Origin of the sequence: Serratia sp. YC16, from assembly GCF_009707615.1 — a bacterium.
Lineage (GTDB): Bacteria > Pseudomonadota > Gammaproteobacteria > Enterobacterales > Enterobacteriaceae > Serratia > Serratia surfactantfaciens.
Map to the genome: position 1 here is coordinate 68,980 of NZ_WLYN01000009.1, position 13,897 is coordinate 82,876.

At 60.1% G+C, this 13,897-nt stretch carries 15 protein-coding genes; 6 read left to right on the forward strand and 9 right to left on the reverse strand.

Annotated features, from left to right (window positions below):
* Positions 1–97 precede the first annotated feature (97 nt).
* From GKN89_RS20085 to cpxR, 4 genes are all read right to left on the reverse strand, one after another.
* A complete protein-coding gene (locus GKN89_RS20085) occupies positions 98–871 on the reverse strand; it encodes a CHAD domain-containing protein (protein ID WP_154747627.1) in 774 nt (257 codons plus the stop codon).
* A 61-nt stretch (positions 872–932) separates the two neighbouring features.
* Complete coding sequence (trmL, locus tag GKN89_RS20090) at positions 933–1,406, reverse strand: tRNA (uridine(34)/cytosine(34)/5-carboxymethylaminomethyluridine(34)-2'-O)-methyltransferase TrmL (protein ID WP_019452222.1); 474 nt, start codon at positions 1,404–1,406, stop codon at positions 933–935.
* Positions 1,407–1,449: 43 nt separating this feature from the next.
* Positions 1,450–2,844, reverse strand: a complete 1,395-nt coding sequence (gene cpxA / locus GKN89_RS20095; protein ID WP_019452223.1) for an envelope stress sensor histidine kinase CpxA — start codon at positions 2,842–2,844, stop codon at positions 1,450–1,452.
* A complete protein-coding gene (cpxR, locus tag GKN89_RS20100) occupies positions 2,841–3,539 on the reverse strand; it encodes an envelope stress response regulator transcription factor CpxR (RefSeq protein WP_004931124.1) in 699 nt (232 codons plus the stop codon). The genes cpxA and cpxR overlap by 4 nt, the downstream gene beginning before the upstream one ends.
* Before the next feature lie 148 nt (positions 3,540–3,687).
* Here cpxR and cpxP point away from each other — a divergent pair, with 148 nt between their 5' ends.
* From cpxP to GKN89_RS20120, 4 genes are all read left to right on the forward strand, one after another.
* Positions 3,688–4,167 carry a cell-envelope stress modulator CpxP gene (gene cpxP / locus GKN89_RS20105; protein WP_063918327.1) on the forward strand — a complete coding sequence of 160 codons (480 nt, stop codon included), beginning with the start codon at positions 3,688–3,690 and terminating at the stop codon, positions 4,165–4,167.
* Positions 4,168–4,300: 133 nt separating this feature from the next.
* A complete protein-coding gene (gene fieF, locus GKN89_RS20110; protein ID WP_154747628.1) occupies positions 4,301–5,203 on the forward strand; it encodes a CDF family cation-efflux transporter FieF in 903 nt (300 codons plus the stop codon).
* A 231-nt stretch (positions 5,204–5,434) separates the two neighbouring features.
* Complete coding sequence (gene pfkA / locus GKN89_RS20115; RefSeq protein WP_004931116.1) at positions 5,435–6,397, forward strand: 6-phosphofructokinase; 963 nt, start codon at positions 5,435–5,437, stop codon at positions 6,395–6,397.
* A 186-nt stretch (positions 6,398–6,583) separates the two neighbouring features.
* Entirely contained in the window at positions 6,584–7,573 is a 990-nt protein-coding gene (locus GKN89_RS20120) for a sulfate ABC transporter substrate-binding protein (protein WP_025160374.1), read from the forward strand.
* A 65-nt stretch (positions 7,574–7,638) separates the two neighbouring features.
* Here GKN89_RS20120 and tpiA read toward each other — a convergent pair whose 3' ends face one another.
* The gene (gene tpiA, locus GKN89_RS20125; RefSeq protein WP_025160373.1) at positions 7,639–8,406 is read right to left on the reverse strand and encodes a triose-phosphate isomerase; all 768 of its coding nucleotides are present in this window, start codon (positions 8,404–8,406) and stop codon (positions 7,639–7,641) included.
* 127 nt (positions 8,407–8,533) lie between these two features.
* Positions 8,534–9,118 (reverse strand): DUF1454 family protein, encoded by a 585-nt coding sequence (locus GKN89_RS20130; protein WP_019452228.1) that lies wholly within the window; start codon positions 9,116–9,118, stop codon positions 8,534–8,536.
* Positions 9,119–9,317: 199 nt separating this feature from the next.
* Here GKN89_RS20130 and GKN89_RS20135 point away from each other — a divergent pair, with 199 nt between their 5' ends.
* A complete protein-coding gene (locus GKN89_RS20135) occupies positions 9,318–9,737 on the forward strand; it encodes a DUF805 domain-containing protein (RefSeq protein WP_019452229.1) in 420 nt (139 codons plus the stop codon).
* A 12-nt stretch (positions 9,738–9,749) separates the two neighbouring features.
* Here the strand turns inward: GKN89_RS20135 and fpr are convergent, their stop codons facing one another.
* Positions 9,750–10,496 carry a ferredoxin--NADP(+) reductase gene (fpr, locus tag GKN89_RS20140; RefSeq protein WP_019452230.1) on the reverse strand — a complete coding sequence of 249 codons (747 nt, stop codon included), beginning with the start codon at positions 10,494–10,496 and terminating at the stop codon, positions 9,750–9,752.
* Between the two features lie 3 nt (positions 10,497–10,499).
* Positions 10,500–11,111: a metalloregulator ArsR/SmtB family transcription factor gene (locus tag GKN89_RS20145; protein ID WP_074053583.1), complete on the reverse strand. Its 612-nt coding sequence runs from the start codon at positions 11,109–11,111 to the stop codon at positions 10,500–10,502.
* Between the two features lie 297 nt (positions 11,112–11,408).
* Between GKN89_RS20145 and emrD the strand changes: the two genes are divergently transcribed.
* Complete coding sequence (gene emrD / locus GKN89_RS20150) at positions 11,409–12,593, forward strand: multidrug efflux MFS transporter EmrD (RefSeq protein ID WP_074053582.1); 1,185 nt, start codon at positions 11,409–11,411, stop codon at positions 12,591–12,593.
* Between the two features lie 192 nt (positions 12,594–12,785).
* Here the strand turns inward: emrD and glpX are convergent, their stop codons facing one another.
* Positions 12,786–13,796 (reverse strand): class II fructose-bisphosphatase, encoded by a 1,011-nt coding sequence (glpX, locus tag GKN89_RS20155; protein WP_019452233.1) that lies wholly within the window; start codon positions 13,794–13,796, stop codon positions 12,786–12,788.
* Positions 13,797–13,897 lie beyond the last annotated feature (101 nt).

The following is a 13,897-nucleotide window of genomic DNA, read 5'->3' on the forward strand; positions in this document are numbered from 1 at the left end:
CCTATGATGAGTGGTGATTACCCTTAAAAAACATAGCGCATTATCTGCGCCGCAGCGGGCGTTTTCGGGGCCGGGCGTGCCCTGTCGCGGACTTTTATCAGGATCGTGATACGCCGCCGGTTTTCGCCGCTAGCGCCATTGATAAGGCGGCGAGTACGGCATCCGCTCTGGCCAGTGCCTGGCGTTGCTCGGCTTGCCACTGGGGCAACAATGGCCAGAGATCCGCCTGGTGTTCGGCCTGCAGGCACCAGACTTCTCGGTCGTGCCACTCGCCGAGGGCGTTTTGCGCCGCTTTCAGACTCGCCGCTGCGCAGGGAGAGAGGGGGAGGCGTTGCGGATAGGCTTCGGCCGCGTAGCGCAGGCGTTTGATCAGCAGCCGCAGGCGGTGGCGATCGTAGCCGGTATCGGCCAACGCCCGGTGCAGTTGTCGTTGCTGGCGCTGCAGGCGTCGGTTCAGACGGTGTTTGGCAGCGTGCCGCGCAGTGCTTCGAAAGCGGCGCGGCCAGGCATGCAGCAGCGAGGGAAAATCGATGAGCTGCGGATGGGCGAGCAGTTGACGGCAGCGGGCCTGAAAATCGCTCTGGCGCGCGTTCGCCTGCCAATCCAGGCGATGGCGCACCAGTTCGGCGATCAGCACCTCGAGATCGCGCGGCGGCGTCGTGAGCCTGCCTAACTCGGCGGCGGCCCGATCGAGCCGCGTTGCGCCGGGGCTGCCGCGCAAAGGGCGCAACAGGCTGCGAATGCGCCGCAGACAGACGCGCAAGTCGTGCAGCGCTTCGCTGTCAGGCGCTTGCTGCAGCCGCAACAGCGCCGCGTTCAGCGCCAGCTCGAGCCGACGAAGCTGGGTGACAATATCTTCGACGAAAGCCATGTACCGTTCCTGGAAAGAACATCGCAGCGATGACACTTCCAGTATGGCGCGTCGTCGCGGATTACGCCTTGATCAACGCGCCGGCATAGTCCAGCTGCCGCCAGGCCTCATAAACCACCACCGCGACGGCATTCGACAGGTTCATGCTGCGGCTTTGCGCCTGCATCGGGATGCGGATTTTTTGCTGCGCAGGCAGCGCATCAAGGATATCGGCGGGCAACCCGCGGGTTTCCGGGCCGAACAGCAGGTAGTCGCCGGCCTGATAGCTGACGGCGCTGTGCGCCGGGGTACCCTTGGTCGTGAGGGCGAACAGCCGCTGCGGATTTTCGGCGGCGAGGAAGGCGGCGTAGTCGGCATGACGGCGGACGCGGGTGAACTCATGGTAGTCCAGCCCGGCGCGGCGCAGGCGCTTGTCGTCCCACGGAAAACCCAGCGGTTCGATCAGGTGCAGATTAAAGCCGGTATTGGCGCACAGGCGGATGATATTGCCGGTGTTGGGTGGGATTTCAGGTTCAAATAAAACGATGTTCAGCATGTTGCAGGCCCCTCGTGAACGAGGGGCGCAGGATAGCAAACTCTTACTGTTCTGTCTTAGCCGATAGGCGTTGATGATGCAGCGGCAGCCACAGCACCAGCCTCAGCCCGCCCAGCGGGCTGTCTTCCGCCTTCACCCAGCCGCGATGCTGGTTGACCGCTGCCTCGACGATAGCCAGGCCGAGGCCGGTGCCGCCGGACTCGCGGTCGCGCGCTTCATCGGTACGGTAGAACGGACGGAAAATCTGCTCGCGATCTTCGGCGCTGACGCCGGGGCCGTCGTCATCCACTTCAATGGTTACGCCCTGATTGTCGGCGCTGAACGCCACGGCGATGCGGGTATGCGAATAACGCAGGGCGTTGCGCACGATGTTTTCCAACGCGCTGTCGAGCGCACTCGCGTTGCCGAACAGCGTCCACGGGCCGGGCGGTGCGACGATCTCCAATTGTTTGCCCATCTGTTCCGCTTCGAAACGGGCGTTGTCCAGCACGTCGGCCCACAGTTCGTTGGCCTTCAGCTGTTCGCGCGCCAGTTCGCCCTTCTGCTGTCCGCGCGACAGCGCCAGCAGATCGTTGATCATCGAATCCAGCCGCTGCGCTTCGGTTTCGATGCGCGCCAGCTCGTGGCCTTCACCGTGACGGCGGCGCATCAGCGCGGTGGCCAGCTGCAGGCGCGTCAGTGGCGTGCGCAGCTCGTGCGAGATGTCCGAGATCAGCCGTTGCTGGGCGTTCATCATGCGTTCCAGCGCGCTGACCATCTGGTTGAAACTGGCGCCGGTGGCCAGGAATTCCTGCGGGCCGGCCTCCAGCTCCGGGTGCTGCTTCAGGTTGCCGCGCGCCACGTCATCGGCGGCGTTCTTCAGCTTGCGCGCCGGTTTCGCCAGACTCCAGGCCAGCCACAGCAGCAGCGGGGCGCTGATCAGCATGGTGACGATCAGCAGCAGCAGCGGCCGGTCGAACATCAGGTTGATGAAATCGGATTGCGGGCTGTTGGCGGGGCGGATCAGGTACAGCTGGTAGTTGTCTTCGCCGTCGCGCACTGCGAACGGCCCCACCAGCTCGACGCGACCGTACTTTTTCTTCTTCGGATGATCCGAGTTGTCGGATTGGCCGATGAAATTGCGGACGATCTGCATTTCGTTGCGCTGCGCGCCGATCACCCGGCCTTCGCTGGTGACCAGCAGCAGGCGCTGGCCCGGCGGCGCCCATTTGTCGATGGCGCGGAACAGGCGGCGCCACCACATCAGATCGTTGGCCGGATCGTTTTGCAGTTCGGCCTCGACGTGTTGTTCCAGCATCAACCCCTGCCGCTGCTCGCTGTCGAGCAGCGAGGTCATTTGGCGGGAGTCGAGCTTGGGCACCATCAGCACCAGCATTAGCACCAGGGCTAACGTGAACCAGAAAATGGCGAAGATGCGTGCCGTCAAACTATTGATCATGTTGCAGATACCATCAAATAACCGCGCCCGCGCAGGGTTTTGAACCACGGATGCCCGTCTTTGCGATCCGGCAGCTTACGCCGCAGGTTGGATATGTGCATGTCGATGGCGCGATCGAACGGGGTCAGGCGTTTGCCTAACACTTCCTGGCTCAGCAGTTCGCGCGACACCACCTGGCCAAGATGCTGCGCCAGCAGGTACAGCAGGGTGAATTCGGTGCCGGTCAGATCCAGCACCTGGCCGTCGAAGCTGGCCTCCTGGCGGCCGGGGTTCAGCTGCAGGCCATCGACATCCAGCGTCGGGGCGCCGCTGTCGACCTGCTGTTGCTGTTCGCTCCAGTTGGAACGGCGCAGAATGGCGCGGATACGCGCGACCAGTTCGCGATCGTTGAAGGGTTTCGGCAGGTAATCATCGGCGCCCAGCTCCAGGCCCAGCACGCGGTCCAGCTCGCTGCCGCGCGCGGTCAGCATGATGACCGGCGTCTGGTGATGCTGGCGCAGTTCTTTCAGCGTATCGATGCCGTTTTTCTTCGGCATCATGATGTCGAGCAGCAGCAGATCGACGGAGCTGTCCAGCAGCGACAACGCCTGCTCGCCATCGTGCGCGACGACGATATTAAAACCTTCCATTTCAAGCAGTTCTTTTAACAGCGAGGTCAACTCGCGGTCGTCGTCAACTAACAGAATCTTGTTCATTATGATTTACCTCCAGACGCAAAATACGTCATCAACTGTTGCCATTCCATGACTTTACGTAGTTTTACATGCACTGACGCAGGTTTTCAGGTGTAGCGGTACACTGCTCCTCGTTGATTCGCAAAGTGAGAAAGCTTGAGGAGTTGAAATGCGTAAGGCGACCGCATTAGTTATGGCATCACTGCTGGCAATTGGTTCGACCGCTGCCTTCGCTGCCGACACTATACCGGATGCAGCCCAACCTCCCGGCAACGACGCGATGACCCGAATACCCGGCCAGCACCACATGTTTGACGGTGTCAGCCTCAGCGAACAGCAGCGCCAACAAATGCGCGATTTGATGCGCCAGGCCCGGCACGATCTGCCTGGTGTCAATGTAGCTGAAATGGAAGCCATGCATAAACTGGTGACCGCAGAGAAATTTGATGAAGCCGCCGTGTATGCCCAGGCGGAAAAGATGGCCCAACAGCAGGTCAAGCGCCAGGTGGAAATGGCCCGGGTGCGCAACCAAATGTATAACCTGCTGACGCCAGAGCAAAAAAGTGTTTTAGACCAGAAACATCAGCAGCGTATGCAGCAGATGGAGCAACAAATTTCTGGTTTGCAACAAGCTTCTGCCCAGAAGTGAAGTACGACTGAGTAGTCCCCTGTTTTTCCTTGCCATAGACACCATCCCTGTCTTCCCCGCCATGATGGCGGGGTTTTTTTTATCCGGCATTTCGCTATATTGAGCGCCACACCTTTTGACCGGGGCCCCCATAATGGAACAGCGCTATGCACGCCTGGTGAAGTCCGCTGCGTTGGCCGCTACCGCGCTGGCGTCGTCGCTGCTGTTGATTAAAATCGTCGCCTGGTATCACACCGGTTCGGTCAGTCTGTTGGCGGCGCTGGTGGATTCGCTGGTCGATATCGCGGCATCGCTGACCAACCTGCTGGTGGTACGCTATTCGCTGCAGCCGGCCGATGCCGAACACACGTTCGGCCACGGCAAAGCGGAGTCGCTGGCGGCGCTGGCGCAAAGCATGTTTATTTCCGGTTCCGCCCTGTTTCTGTTCCTCACCGGCTTTCAGCATCTGTATGCGCCGCAAACGCTGCGCGATCCCGGCATCGGCGTCGTCGTGACGGTGATAGCGCTGGTCAGCACCCTGATTTTGGTGACTTATCAACGCTGGGTGGTCAGAAAAACGCGCAGTCAGGCGGTGCGCGCAGATATGCTGCATTATCAGTCAGATGTCATGATGAATGGTGCTATTCTTATCGCTCTTGGGCTAAGCTGGTACGGCTTCCAGCGGGCGGATGCGCTGTTCGCGCTGGGCATCGGCGTTTACATCCTCTATAGCGCGCTGCGCATGGGCTATGAGGCGGTGCAGTCGCTGTTGGATAGGGCGTTGCCGGATGACGAGCGCCAGGCGATTATCGAAGTGGTTTCTTCCTGGCCCGGGGTGAAAGGCGCGCACGATCTGCGCACGAGGCAGTCGGGGCCGACGCGTTTCATCCAGCTGCATCTGGAGATGGACGACACGCTGCCGCTGCGCGAGGCGCATCGGTTGGCCGATCAGGTGGAACAGGCGTTGCGGCACCGTTTTGCGGGGGCAGACGTCATCATTCACCTGGATCCGTGCTCCGTGGTGCCGCCGGGTAGGCGGGGGCATTGGGAGCTATAATCAGATAGAGGCACAGATCGAAGTATTATCATGAATATCTGAGTTAGCTCAGCGTGCCATGCGGTGTTTTTACCGTTATATTGCGTGACTTGAATCAATTCAGCTGGGTGTTTTTGATATAATATCCAGCAATAAGCCGTAAAGCTGGTTTTCTGCAGCCGGAGAGGTTCCAAGACGATCGGCGGAGACAGAATTCTTAAGAAATTGCATCTACACAGTTCAGAGGTAGTCATGATCAAGAAAATCGGTGTACTGACGAGCGGCGGTGATTCGCCGGGTATGAACGCTGCAATCCGCGGCGTTGTGCGTTCTGCGCTTTCAGAAGGTCTGGAAGTTTTTGGTATTTACGATGGCTACCTTGGCTTGTACGAAGATCGCATGGAGCAGCTGGACCGCTATAGCGTGTCTGACATGATCAACCGCGGCGGCACCTTCCTCGGCTCGGCCCGCTTCCCGGAATTCAGGGATGAGAACGTGCGCGCCAAGGCGATTGAAAACCTGAAGAATCGCGGCATCGACGCGCTGGTGGTTATCGGCGGCGACGGTTCCTACATGGGCGCCAAGCGACTGACGGAAGAAGGTTTTCCGTGCATCGGCCTGCCGGGCACCATCGATAACGACGTTGCCGGCACCGACTACACCATTGGTTACTTCACTGCGCTGGAAACCGTGGTGGAAGCGATCGACCGCCTGCGCGATACCTCCTCTTCGCACCAGCGTATCTCCATCGTGGAAGTGATGGGCCGTTACTGCGGCGATCTGACGCTGGCGGCGGCGATTGCCGGCGGCTGCGAATTCATCGTGCTGCCTGAAATCGAATTCAACCGCGAAGACCTGGTCTGCGAAATCAAGGCCGGTATCGCCAAGGGTAAAAAACACGCCATCGTGGCGATTACCGAGCACATCTGCGACATCGATGAGCTGGCGCGCCACATCGAGCAGGAAACCAAGCGTGAAACCCGCGCCACCGTGCTGGGCCACATTCAGCGCGGCGGTTCGCCGGTCGCTTATGACCGCATCCTGGCCTCGCGCATGGGCGCCTACGCCATCGAGCTGCTGCTGCAGGGCTACGGCGGCCGCTGCGTCGGTATCCAGAACGAAAAAATGGTGCACCACGACATCATCGACGCGATCGAAAACATGAAGCGTCCGTTCAAGGGTGACTGGCTGGAAACGGCGAAAAAACTGTACTGATACGCCGCTCACCGCACGACAAAAAAGCCCCCGCTCGCGGGGGCTTTTTTATGTCCGTCGGCGATATATTCCGGAATCATCTATCCCACAATTTTTTATTCTTTAATTGCCGAGAAAGTTTCTGGCAGGCTCTGATGCTAAATCAACCGATTGAGGTTGCGCTTAATTTTCTGGGAGAGCCTGTCGATGCGTAAATGGGGTGTAGGTCTGACATTGGTGCTGTTGGCGTCCGGCGCCATGGCGAAGGATATTCAATTGCTGAACGTGTCATACGATCCGACGCGTGAGTTCTATCAGGCTTACAACACAGCGTTCAGTAAGCACTATCAGGCGGAAACTGGCGACAAGGTGACGGTGCGCCAGTCGCACGGCGGCTCCGGCAAACAGGCGACCTCGGTGATCAACGGCATCGAGGCCGACGTGGTGACGCTGGCGCTGGCCTATGACGTCGACGCCATCGCCGAACGCGGGCGCATCGAGAAAGACTGGATCAAACGCCTGCCGGACAATTCGGCGCCTTACACCTCGACCATCGTCTTCCTGGTGCGCAAAGGCAACCCGAAACAAATTCACGACTGGCCCGATTTGCTCAAGCCGGGCGTGTCGGTGATCACCCCGAACCCGAAAACCTCCGGCGGTGCCCGTTGGAACTACCTGGCCGCCTGGGGCTACGCGTTGCACCACAACAACAACGATAAGGCCAAGGCGCAGGACTTCGTCAAAAACCTGTACAAGAACGTCGAAGTGCTGGATTCCGGCGCGCGCGGCTCGACCAACACCTTCGTTGAGCGCGGCATCGGCGACGTGCTGATCGCCTGGGAAAACGAAGCGCTGCTGGCGGAGAAAGAGCTGGGCAAAGACAAGTTCGAGATTATTACGCCGAGCGAATCGATCCTGGCCGAACCGACGGTGTCGGTGGTGGATAAGGTGGTCGATAAGCGGGGTACCCGCGACGTGGCGACCGCCTACCTGAAGTATCTGTATTCGCCGGAAGGGCAGACCATCGCGGCGCAGCACTATTACCGTCCGCGCGATGCGGCGGTGGCGGCCAAGTTTGCCGGGCAGTTCCCGCAGCTGAAGCTGTTCACCGTGGATGACACCTTCGGCGGCTGGACCGAAGCGCAGAAGGTGCACTTCGCCACCGGCGGCGTGTTCGATGAGATCAGCAAACGCTGATGCCGGTTGAGCGGCAATAAAAAACCCCGGCAAGCCGGGGTTTTTTTATGGCAAGCCTAAGGCAATCAGGCTTTTTTCGCTGCGGCAGCGGCTTTGACGATCACGGCGAAAGCGTCGGCTTTCAGAGAGGCGCCGCCAACCAGCGCGCCGTCGATGTCCGGCTGAGAGAACAGCTCCGCGGCGTTCTTGTCGTTCACCGAACCGCCGTACTGAATGATGATTTCAGCGGCAACCGCGGCATCGTGCTTGGCGATGTGATCACGGATAAATTTGTGCACGGCCTGCGCCTGCGCAGGGGTAGCGGACTTGCCGGTACCGATGGCCCAGACTGGCTCATAGGCGATCACGGTGCCTTTCATCGCCGGTGCGCCCAGCGTTTTCAGCACGGCGTCGATCTGGCGCGCGCACACTTCTTCGGTTTTGCCCGCAGCGTTTTCCGCTTCGGTTTCACCGATGCACAGCACCGGGATCAGACCGGCTTCTTTCAGCACGGCGAATTTCTCGGCGATGACTTCGTCGCTTTCTTTGTGGTAGGTGCGACGCTCGGAGTGGCCGATGATGATGTACTGGGCGCCGACGTCTTTCAGCATGTTGGCGGAAACTTCACCGGTGAAGGCGCCGGACAGGTTAACGTCCACGTTCTGCGCGCCCAGCGCGATGCGGCTGCCGGCCAGCGCGTGCTTGGCCTGATCCAGATACATCACCGGCGGGGCGATGGCGACGCCACAGCCGTCAACGCTGCTCAGCTCATGGCGCAGGCCGGCGATCAGTTCGTTGACCATGTGGGTGCTGCCGTTAAGCTTCCAGTTACCCATAACTAATGGATGACGCATGTTTTTTCCTCCAACTAGAAAACGCGAGAGTCGAAATGACAACTGCCGGACCGGCAGTTTACCTGCCCAACAGTATAGAGATCATTAAGCGCGAAGGCTTTGCTTTTCGTCATTAAATACCGCGCCGTTACGGCTCGGAAAGCGCCAGCTTAATCGGTTCAACTGCGAAGGTTACCCCTTTATCGCCGTTGTCCGAGACGACATAGCGAATGGCGCCGACCTGCTGTTGGTAAAAGCGCGATCCTTTGCCTTTTTCCAGCAGGTTGTTCACCTTGTTCTGGCTCTGTTCCACCGTCAACGCCGGTTCGAACTGGCGCATCAGCGCCGCCATGTAGTTGATGGCGATGGCGCGCGCGGCTTTTTCTTCATTGGCCTGCTGCAGCGGCAGGTGAGTGATCTGCAACGTTTTGATTTTACCGGTACCTTTCTCCAGCGCGGTAGAGGCATACAGGTTTTCGTTGAGTTTGCTGGCGGCGCGCGTCAGCAGCGGCGAATCATCTTCGGCCGAGGGAATGGCGCGAAATTCGCCAATCGGCAGTTTGGGATTGTCGCGATTGTATTTCTCGCGGAACTTGACCACCGTCAGATCGAAGGTCGGCGCTCCGGCCAACAGGTAAGGCGCGGTGGGCTTCGTTTCGCCTGCCGGCGGGTCGGCCCAGGCAGTGGCGGCCGCCTGCAGCAGGCAGGCGATGACGAGGGTTTTTCTCAGCATGGCGTATGGCATCAAGGACAAAGATGGCTCCGATTAAAGCGATAACCCGCAGGCCTTGTCAAAGATCCCACGCCATTATCGGTTCGCTGACGAGAAAGCTGTGCGGCGTGCCGCGTTATGCAGGGCGAAAAACTCGGCCCGGCAGCGCCTATGTTACACTGCGGCGCAGAATATGGGCAGGCTTAGAGCGCAGGAATCGATGACGTTACAACAGTGGTGTTTTTCTTTTAAGGGCCGCATCGGGCGGCGCGACTTCTGGATCTGGATGGGGCTGTGGCTGGTGCTGATGGCGGCGGCGTTTACGTTGGCCAATTATCAGCTGGTCGCCATTCAATCCATCGCCTTCTTTATCGTTGCGCTGCTGTGGCCGACGGCGGCGGTGCTGGTCAAACGGCTGCACGATCGCAACAAGGCCGGCTGGTGGGCGCTACTGCTGATCCTGGCGTGGATGCTGGCGGCGGGCAACTGGCAGATGCTGGCGCCAATCTGGCAATGGGGCGTCGGGCGTTTCATCCCGACGCTGATTATCGTGATGATGATGATCGATCTGGGCGCCTTCGTCGGCACGCCGGGGGACAATCGGTTCGGCCCGGAAGCCGAACCGGTGAAGTTCCGCTGATCTTCCGCCGGGTTACCAGTAGTGTTCGCTGGTGATATGGCCCGGCTTGCGGCGCAGGTGCTTGCGCATCTGGCGGTGGTCTTTCAGCGTTTGCTGGGTGTCCCGCACCATTTGCGGGTTGCCGCACAGCATCACGTGGCTGGTTTCGGCGTCGATGGTCAAGCCGATCGCCGCTTCCAGCCGGCCGTCCTCGATCAGCGCCGGTACGCGGCCGGTCAATGAACCGGGCGCCTCTTCGCGGCTGACGACGGTCTGGATACGCAGCTTGCCGTTGTAGCGCTGCTGCAGTTGCTGCATCAACGGCAGGTAGCTCAGGTCGCGCGCAAAGCGCGCGGCGTGCACCAGCACCAGGTTTTTAAAGCGCTCCAGGCCGGCGCCCTGTTGCAGAATCGATAAATAGGGGCCGATGGCGGTGCCGGTCGCCAGCATCCACAGCGTGTCGCAGTCGGGAACCTCGTCCAGCACGAAGAAGCCGGCGGCTTCTTTGGTTACCATCACCTCCGAGCCCGGCTGCAGCTGATTGAGGCGTGGGCTCAGTTTGCCTTCCGGTACGGTCACCAGATAGAACTCCAGATTGGCATCATCGGGGGCATTGACGTAGGAATAGGCGCGCTGCACCCGTTCGCCGTCGATTTCCAGCGCCAGCTTGGCGAATTGCCCGGCGGTGAAAGGATCGATGGGGGCGTTGACCACCAGGCTGAACAGCCCGTCGGTCCATTGTTTTACCTGCGTAACCTTGCCGTTTACCCATTCAGCCATACTCTAAAGCTCCCGTGGTCGAATCAAATAAGCACAATGTCGTGAGCCGGAAATGGCGTGCGCGGTGCGCTCTACCCGGTAATCGTTGCCGAACAGGCGGTGAAACAGCTGCAGCTCGGAATTGCACAGGCTGCTGCAGCTGGAACCGGCTACGCCGATTGGGCAGTGGTTTTCCACCAACAGCGCGCCGTGCGGATGTTCGATCAACTCGGCCATGTAGCCGTCGTGTTGCCGCAGCCGCACCAAGCGGGTTAATCGGTCCTGATGGCTGCGCTCGGCGGACAGCTCTTCGGCATAGCGCAGATAAAGCTGCTCTTCGCGCGCGCTGAGCAAGGGTTCCACTCCGGCGCCGCCAAACAGCTGCAACGCGGATTCTCGCAGCCTCTCCTGATCGGCGGCAGCAAAGGCGTGCCCCCGTTCGGTCAGCGACCAGTAGCGCGTCGGGCGGCCGACCTTGCTGCGCGCTTCTTCGTAACAAACCAGCTCACGTTTTTCCAGGGATTGCAGATGTTGTCGGATGCCCATCGGCGTGATGTCCAGACGCTCCGCCAGCATTTTGGCCGAGTGCGGGCCGAGAGCCTTTAACTGCAATAAAATCAGCTCAGGTGTTTTCATGAACCAAATCCCTATGGTGTTATTTTATTTCAAGTTGATGAAAAGAATTATCGATTAAATGCTAAAGCGCGGCTACTGCAAGCACGCAATTTTTAACTCCAAAGCGTTAGTCGTACAGTTTAATTTACGAGCCTGGTCGGGTTTGCTGCCAGTGTGACCTGGATCAATATCTGTCTGAAACTCGCTAAAAAAATCAGATTTGATTAGTTTATGCCGCCATAGAGGGCTGCTCGCCGTTCTGGCTGCTGCAACGGCCATACCGGGACGCTGTGACGAGTTGAAACGTTAACGAAGATAATGAGAAAACTAGAGAATTTTCACCTGCTGGTGATGCTTGTTCTGTTGGTCGCCGTCGGCCAGATGGCGCAAACCATTTATGTTCCCGTTATTGCTGATATCGCTCACGATCTGTCGGTGCGCACCGGCGCCGTGCAGCGGGTGATGGCGGCGTATCTGCTGACCTACGGTTTTTCCCAGCTGATTTACGGGCCGATATCGGACCGTATCGGACGCCGCCCGGTGATCCTGACCGGCATGATGATCTTCCTGGTCGGTGCGCTGGGCGCGCTGCTGTCCACCAACCTGACGATGCTGGTCGCCGCCAGCGCGATTCAGGGCATGGGCACCGGCGTGGCGGGCGTGATGGCGCGCACCATGCCGCGCGATCTGTATGCCGGTACTGCGCTGCGTTACGCCAACAGCCTGCTGAACATGGGGATTTTGGTCAGTCCGTTGCTGGCGCCGGTGATCGGCGGCGCGCTGGCGATGGTGTTCGGCTGGCGCGCCTGTTACGCCTTCCTGCTGGCGCTGTGCGCCTGCGTCGCCTTCGCCATGTTCCGCTGGCTGCCGGAGACCCGTCCGGTACAGACGGAAAAACGCCGCATGCTGGCCAGTTTCCGCCAGCTGCTGGGCGACAGCACCTTCAGCTGCTATCTGGTGATGCTGATCGGTGCGCTGGCGGGAATTGCGGTATTCGAGGCCAGCTGCGGCGTGTTGATGGGCGGCGTGTTGGGGCTGAGCGGCCTGACCGTCAGCATCCTGTTCATTCTGCCAATTCCGGCGGCGTTTTTCGGCGCCTGGTACGCCGGGCGCGACGGCAAGACCTTCCACACGCTGATGTGGCATTCGGTGATTAGCTGCCTGCTGGCGGGAGCGATGATGTGGATCCCGGGCTGGTTCGGCGTGATGAACATCTGGACGCTGATCGTGCCGGCCGCGCTGTTCTTCTTCGGCGCCGGCATGTTGTTCCCGCTGGCCACCACCGGAGCGATGGAGCCGTTTCCTTACCTGGCCGGCGCGGCGGGCGCGCTGGTGGGCGGCATGCAGAACATGGGGTCTGGTCTGGCGACCTGGCTGTCCGCCATGCTGCCGCAAACCGGGCAGTTCAGCCTCGGGCTGCTGATGTTCGCCATGGCGCTGTTGATCCTGCTGTGCTGGTGGCCGCTGTCCAACCGGATGCAGCATCAGGGTCATACCGCATAACCACAGGGCGCCATTCGGCGCCCTCATACCGTTGACAAAGGGGGAAAAAGCGTGGTTTTTCCCCCTGTGTGGTTATCAGCCGAAAATCAATAAATTGATTTTCCTTGTTTTCTATTCGCTGCTCTCTGCCAACCCCGCAAGGGCATGAGGTTTGTCATCCATCATCAGGGCGCCATTCGGCGCCCTGTTTCGTTACAGCAGAAATTCGTGCAGCGCCGGGTCTTTGCGATCCAGATAGTGGGTTGAACGAATACGGCGGATGGTGCGCGATTTACCGCGGATCAACAGGGTTTCGGTGGTGGCCATGTTGCCTTTGCGGCTGATGCCTTCCAGCAGATCGCCTTTGGTGATGCCGGTGGCGGAGAAAATCACGTTATCGTTGCGCGCCATTTGATCCAGACGCAGCGCCTGACCTGCTTCGATGCCCATCTCCCGACAGCGCGCCAGCTCCTGTTCACCGATGCGGCGGTTTTCGGCGCTGTCGCCTTTCACTTCATGGCGCGGCAGCAAACGCGCCTGCATGTCGCCGTCCAGCGCGCGGATCACCGCGGCGGAGATCACCCCTTCCGGCGCGCCGCCGATGCCGTACATCACATCGACCTCGCTTTCCGGCATGCAGGTGAGAATGGAGGCCGCCACGTCGCCGTCAGGAATGGCGAACACCCGCACCCCCAACTGCTGCATCTGCGCGATGACGCCGTCGTGGCGCGGTTTGGCCAACACGATCACCGTCAGCTGCGACAAGGGTTTACCCAGCCGCGCGGCGACGTTCTGCAGGTTCTCCGCCAGCGGCAGGTTGATATCGATGGCGCCGCGCGCCGCCGGGCCAACCACCAGTTTCTCCATGTACATGTCCGGCGCGTGCAGGAAGGTGCCGCGATCGCCCACTGCCAAGACCGCCAGCGCGTTGGACTGGCCCATGGCGGTCATGCGGGTGCCTTCGATCGGATCGACCGCGATGTCCACCGCGTCGCCCTGGCCGGTGCCGACCTGCTCGCCGATATACAGCATCGGCGCTTCGTCGATTTCACCTTCGCCGATCACGATGCGGCCATCGATATCCACTTTGTTGAGCATGATGCGCATGGCGTGGACCGCCGCGCCGTCGGCGGCGTTCTTGTCGCCGCGTCCCAGCCATTTGTAGCCCGCCAGCGCGGCGGCTTCGGTAACGCGGGAAAATTCGATGGCTAATTCACGTTTCATGGCAAACCTGTCTGTGAGAAAGGGAAGAAAATATCGGCAAAGTTTATCACAGCGCGGCGGCGGCGGGGCGGGGCAAAAAAAAGCGCCGCCCGCAGGCAGCG

What these genes read in the sequence shown, in the direction of transcription:
- cpxP (WP_063918327.1), top strand. Translation starts at nt 3,688, where the DNA reads ATGCGTAAGGCGACCGCATTAGTTATGGCATCACTGCTGGCAATTGGT.
- tpiA (WP_025160373.1), bottom strand. Translation starts at nt 8,406, where the DNA reads ATGCGTCATCCATTAGTTATGGGTAACTGGAAGCTTAACGGCAGCACC.
- fieF (WP_154747628.1), top strand. Translation starts at nt 4,301, where the DNA reads ATGGAACAGCGCTATGCACGCCTGGTGAAGTCCGCTGCGTTGGCCGCT.
- cpxR (WP_004931124.1), bottom strand. Translation starts at nt 3,539, where the DNA reads ATGAACAAGATTCTGTTAGTTGACGACGACCGCGAGTTGACCTCGCTG.
- GKN89_RS20135 (WP_019452229.1), top strand. Translation starts at nt 9,318, where the DNA reads ATGACGTTACAACAGTGGTGTTTTTCTTTTAAGGGCCGCATCGGGCGG.
- fpr (WP_019452230.1), bottom strand. Translation starts at nt 10,496, where the DNA reads ATGGCTGAATGGGTAAACGGCAAGGTTACGCAGGTAAAACAATGGACC.
- GKN89_RS20120 (WP_025160374.1), top strand. Translation starts at nt 6,584, where the DNA reads ATGCGTAAATGGGGTGTAGGTCTGACATTGGTGCTGTTGGCGTCCGGC.
- GKN89_RS20130 (WP_019452228.1), bottom strand. Translation starts at nt 9,118, where the DNA reads ATGCTGAGAAAAACCCTCGTCATCGCCTGCCTGCTGCAGGCGGCCGCC.
- trmL (WP_019452222.1), bottom strand. Translation starts at nt 1,406, where the DNA reads ATGCTGAACATCGTTTTATTTGAACCTGAAATCCCACCCAACACCGGC.
- glpX (WP_019452233.1), bottom strand. Translation starts at nt 13,796, where the DNA reads ATGAAACGTGAATTAGCCATCGAATTTTCCCGCGTTACCGAAGCCGCC.
- emrD (WP_074053582.1), top strand. Translation starts at nt 11,409, where the DNA reads ATGAGAAAACTAGAGAATTTTCACCTGCTGGTGATGCTTGTTCTGTTG.
- pfkA (WP_004931116.1), top strand. Translation starts at nt 5,435, where the DNA reads ATGATCAAGAAAATCGGTGTACTGACGAGCGGCGGTGATTCGCCGGGT.
- GKN89_RS20085 (WP_154747627.1), bottom strand. Translation starts at nt 871, where the DNA reads ATGGCTTTCGTCGAAGATATTGTCACCCAGCTTCGTCGGCTCGAGCTG.
- GKN89_RS20145 (WP_074053583.1), bottom strand. Translation starts at nt 11,111, where the DNA reads ATGAAAACACCTGAGCTGATTTTATTGCAGTTAAAGGCTCTCGGCCCG.
- cpxA (WP_019452223.1), bottom strand. Translation starts at nt 2,844, where the DNA reads ATGATCAATAGTTTGACGGCACGCATCTTCGCCATTTTCTGGTTCACG.